This is a genomic window from Pseudonocardia sp. KRD291 (assembly GCF_019263595.1).
In the GTDB taxonomy this organism is placed as follows: domain Bacteria; phylum Actinomycetota; class Actinomycetes; order Mycobacteriales; family Pseudonocardiaceae; genus Pseudonocardia.
This window is the reverse complement of sequence record NZ_JADQDD010000425.1, coordinates 1-3,719: the sequence shown is the minus strand read 5'-3', so window position 1 is coordinate 3,719 and position 3,719 is coordinate 1. Positions and strand designations below refer to the sequence as shown.

Genomic DNA, 3,719 nt, shown 5'->3' with positions numbered 1-3,719 from the left:
GGACGGTCCGGCTCACACCCGGACGTTGCGGGCACCGGCGACCCGCGACCAGGTCGACGCCTACCGTTTCGGTCAGCGCCAGCTGGAGGCCGCGCTGATCCGGGCCGACCCGGTCCCGCTGCACGAGCAGCTCCGCTCGCAGCGGCGCGCCGCGTTCGCGGGGGTGCTGCTCGGGCTGCTGGCGCTCGGCGTGACCGGCCTGCTGGCGACGCTGTCCCCGGCCACGGACTGGCAGCAGAAGCAGCTCGTCGTCGGCGACCGCTCGGGCACCGTGTACGCGGTCACGCCGGACCCGAAACGGCTGGTCCCGGTCGCGAACCTGGCCGCCGGACGGCTGGTGCTGGCCGCGCTCGGGGTGCCCGGCGGCACCGCGGTGCCGGCGACCGTCTCCGACGACGAGATCGCCACCGCGCCCCGCACCCCGCCGGCCGCGGTGGCCGGTGCGGTCGGGGTGCGCCCGGACGGCCCGCCCGTCCCGCCGGGCTGGGCGGTGTGCGACACGCAGGCCGGCGGATCCGGGCCCGGCGCCAGCGCCGTGCTCGCCGGGGCGCTGGGGGCACCGCAGGGTCCGGCACCGGGGCTGCTCGTGGCCGGGCAGGGCGGCTCCACCTACGTCGTGCTGGGCGGCACGCGGCACCGGATCGACCCGTCCGACCGGGCGGCGATGTCGGCGCTCGGCGTCCTGGGCGTGCCGACCCGCGAGGTCGCGGACGGGCTGCTCTCGGCGATCCCCGAGGGCGCGTCGCTGCGGACCCCGCAGATCGCCGCCGACGTCACCGTCCCGGGCCTGGGCCGGTCCGGTGACGTCGTGACGAGCAACCCGCTCGGCGCCGAGCCCTCCTACTACGTCGTCCTCGGCCCGGACGCCGCGAGCGGGCGCGCGGGTGGGCTGGCGCCGGTCCCGGTGACCCTGGCCGACGCCGTCCTGGCGCGCAGCGGGCAGGGCGACCCGGCGACGCTCGCGCAGGGCCAGGTCGCGCAGGCCGCCCTGTCCGGGGCGCTGGACACCGAGGGCTGGCCGCAGGCCCGGATCGCCCGCGCCGACCCGGCGTCGATCCCGACGCTGTGCTGGACGTGGCGCGACGGGCGCAGCGGGATCGTCGCCGCCGACCGGCTGCCGGTCGCCGCCGGCGCGGTCACGATCGACCTGGCCGGCGCGGACGGCGCCGGGCCGCGACTCGACGCCGTCGTGCTGGCGGCGAGCGGGCCCGGGCCGGTGGAGTCGCGCGGCAGCACCGGTGGCGGCACGCGGTGGCTGCTCTCCGGCGCCGGGGTGCTGCACGGCGTCGCCGACGACGCGACGGCGGCGGCACTGGGGACGACCACGCCCGGGCGCGCGCCGGAGGAGGCCCTGCGGCTGCTGCCCCGGGCCCCGGCCCTGGACCTGGGCTCGGCCCGCGAGGTCGCGGACGTCTTGCCGCCCGGCTGACCGCGCCCCGCACCGGCGGGCCGGTCAGCGCCGGACGAGTGGTGCGGGCGTGCGCTCGGGGGCGCGGCGCAGCCGGCGCAGCATCGCCGAGACCGCGCCGAGCAGGAGCAGTGCGGCGGCGGCCCCGGCCGTCAGCGCGACGGTGTGGTCCGGGCGGCGGTCGCCGAGTCCGGGCAGCGGGGCGCGGGCCCCGGCCCGGTCCCGCGCGGTGGTCTCCGGCCCGGTGCCGGTGCGCGGCCCGGTGACCGCGCCACCCGCCGGGTCGTCCGAGGGTCGCAGCAGCAGCGGTTCCGCGGTCAGCGCCGCCAGCGGGTCGAGCACGCCGTGCCCGACCCGCTCGTCGCGTCCGGCGGCGGGGTGCCGGGCGGTCGCCCGGAGCCGGTCGGCGATCTGGTCCGGGGTCAGGCTCGGGAAGCGCTCGCGCAGCAGCGCCGCCACCCCGGCGACGACCGGCGCCGCGTAGGAGGTCCCGTTCAGCACCGGGCCGGTCACCCCGCCGATCACGGCCAGCGAGGCCACGTCGACCCCGGGCGCGGCGACGTCGAGCCAGGGCCCGGGCACGCTGAACCCGGCCGCGCGGTCCTCGCCGTCCACGGCGCCGACGGCGACCACGTCGTCGAACATCGCGGGCATCGGGACGAGGCCGGGTGCGCCGGTGCAGCTGCCGGACGGGTCCACGTTGCCGGCCGCCGCGACGACCACCACCCCGGCCCGGACGGCGTCGCGGACCGCGGCCCGCAGCGGGCGGGCGACGGAGTCGGCCTGCGCGCCCGGCACGCAGACCACCTCCGAGATGTTGACGACGGTCGCGCCCAGCGCCACCGCGCGGGTGATCGCCGCGGCCAGGGTGCCGACCTCGCCGGCCGGGCGGTCCCGGCCGTCCGGCCCGGTCACGGTGAACCGCGAGCTGGACTGGCGCAGCGACAGGACCTGCGCCCGCGGCGCGATGCCGGACCCGGTGCCGGTCACCGGGTCGGGGGCGGCGGCGAGCAGGCCGGCGACCTCGGTGCCGTGGCCGTCGCAGTCGTCGAGGCCGTCGCCGCCGGCGAGGTAGTCCCCGCCGCCGAGGAGTCGCTCGCCCAGGCGCGGGTGCCGCGACACCCCGGTGTCGATCACGGCGATCCGCTGCCCGTCCCCGTCGGCCAGCCGGTGTACCGCGGCCATCGGATCGGGCCCGCGGACCGCGGCGGCGGACGCGCCCGTGTCTGCCGAGGCCGCGTCCGCCGGGGCCGTGCACTCGACCCGCTGGGTCAGCCCGGCCGCCGGTCCGGGCGCGCCGGGGCCCGGGTCCGGTGCGGCCGCGGGCCGCGCCGGTGACGTCGGCCGCGGGGCCGGGAGACCGGCCGCGGCGACGGCCGGCGCCGGATCCGCCGCCGGGGACGGGCCCGCGGCCGGCCCCGGCCCGGTGACCAGGACCGGGCCGACCGCGAGCGCGACCCCGGCCGCCACCCCGGCCGCGACGAGCGTGGACCCACGCGCCGCGCTACGGCGCGTGCGCCCGGTCATGCGCCGCGGACCAGGGCGAACAGGCCCATCGCGGCCAGCGCCGCGGGGATCGCCGCCGCGGTCAGCACCAGCTCCAGGATGTCGAGGGTCCGGCGCCCGACCGGGGACAGCGTCCCGGTCACGGTGCGGGCCGCGACGAGCACCACCAGGCCGAGCCCGGCGGCGGCCAGCAGCCGGCCCGTCGCACCCTGGGACAGCGCGACCGGGACGGCCGCCCCCACCGTGGCCAGGACCGCCGCCGTCCCGAGTACCCGCGCCGGGGCGGCCTCGGCGAACGCGCGGGCGCGCAGCAGCAGCACCGCCACGGTCACCGCGACCAGGACCGGCCCGGTCCACCCGCCCCCGGCCGCGGCGACGACGGCGCCCCCGGCGGCGAGCAGCGCCGCCGGGGCGGAGAGCCCGGCGAACAGCCCGCGGGCCAGCGCCGCCCGCTCGACCATCTCCGGGCCCGGCAGCGCGGGCGTGTCGGCGCGGGAGATCTCGTCCAGGTCGCCGGGCACCGTCGGGTCCGGGACCCCGCCCAGCCGCAGCGCGACCCGGGGCAGCAGCGGCCCCACCGCCAGCGCGACGGCGGTCAGCCCGGCCGCCACCGCCGGGACCGGGGCGTCCAGCACGAGCCGGGCCAGCGCCGCGCCCGCGACGCCCGGCGCGGCCACCGCGATCCCCAGCAGCGGCGCGCTGACCACCCGCAGGATCGCCTGCCCGCAGACCGCGGCCAGCCCCGCCGCCGCGGCCGCGATCAGCACGTGCCCGGCCCCGAACGGCCCGGGCAGCGCCAGCCACC

2 protein-coding genes and 1 pseudogene are annotated in these 3,719 nt (G+C 81.2%); 1 reads left to right on the top strand and 2 read right to left on the bottom strand.

Translation table 11 applies throughout. The features are described 5' to 3' along the window. Positions 1-1,429, top strand: a 1,429-nt coding sequence (gene eccB, locus I4I78_RS31135; RefSeq protein ID WP_218615089.1) for a type VII secretion protein EccB, incomplete at its 5' end; no start/stop codon positions are given. 24 nt (positions 1,430-1,453) lie between these two features. Here eccB and mycP read toward each other — a convergent pair. Further along, on the bottom strand, positions 1,454-2,935 hold the full coding sequence (mycP, locus tag I4I78_RS31130) for a type VII secretion-associated serine protease mycosin (RefSeq protein WP_218615088.1): 1,482 nt from the start codon (positions 2,933-2,935) through the stop codon (positions 1,454-1,456). Continuing rightward, positions 2,932-3,719: pseudogene (locus I4I78_RS31125) on the bottom strand (hypothetical protein); the annotation flags it as partial. The pseudogene I4I78_RS31125 and the gene mycP, both read right to left, overlap by 4 nt.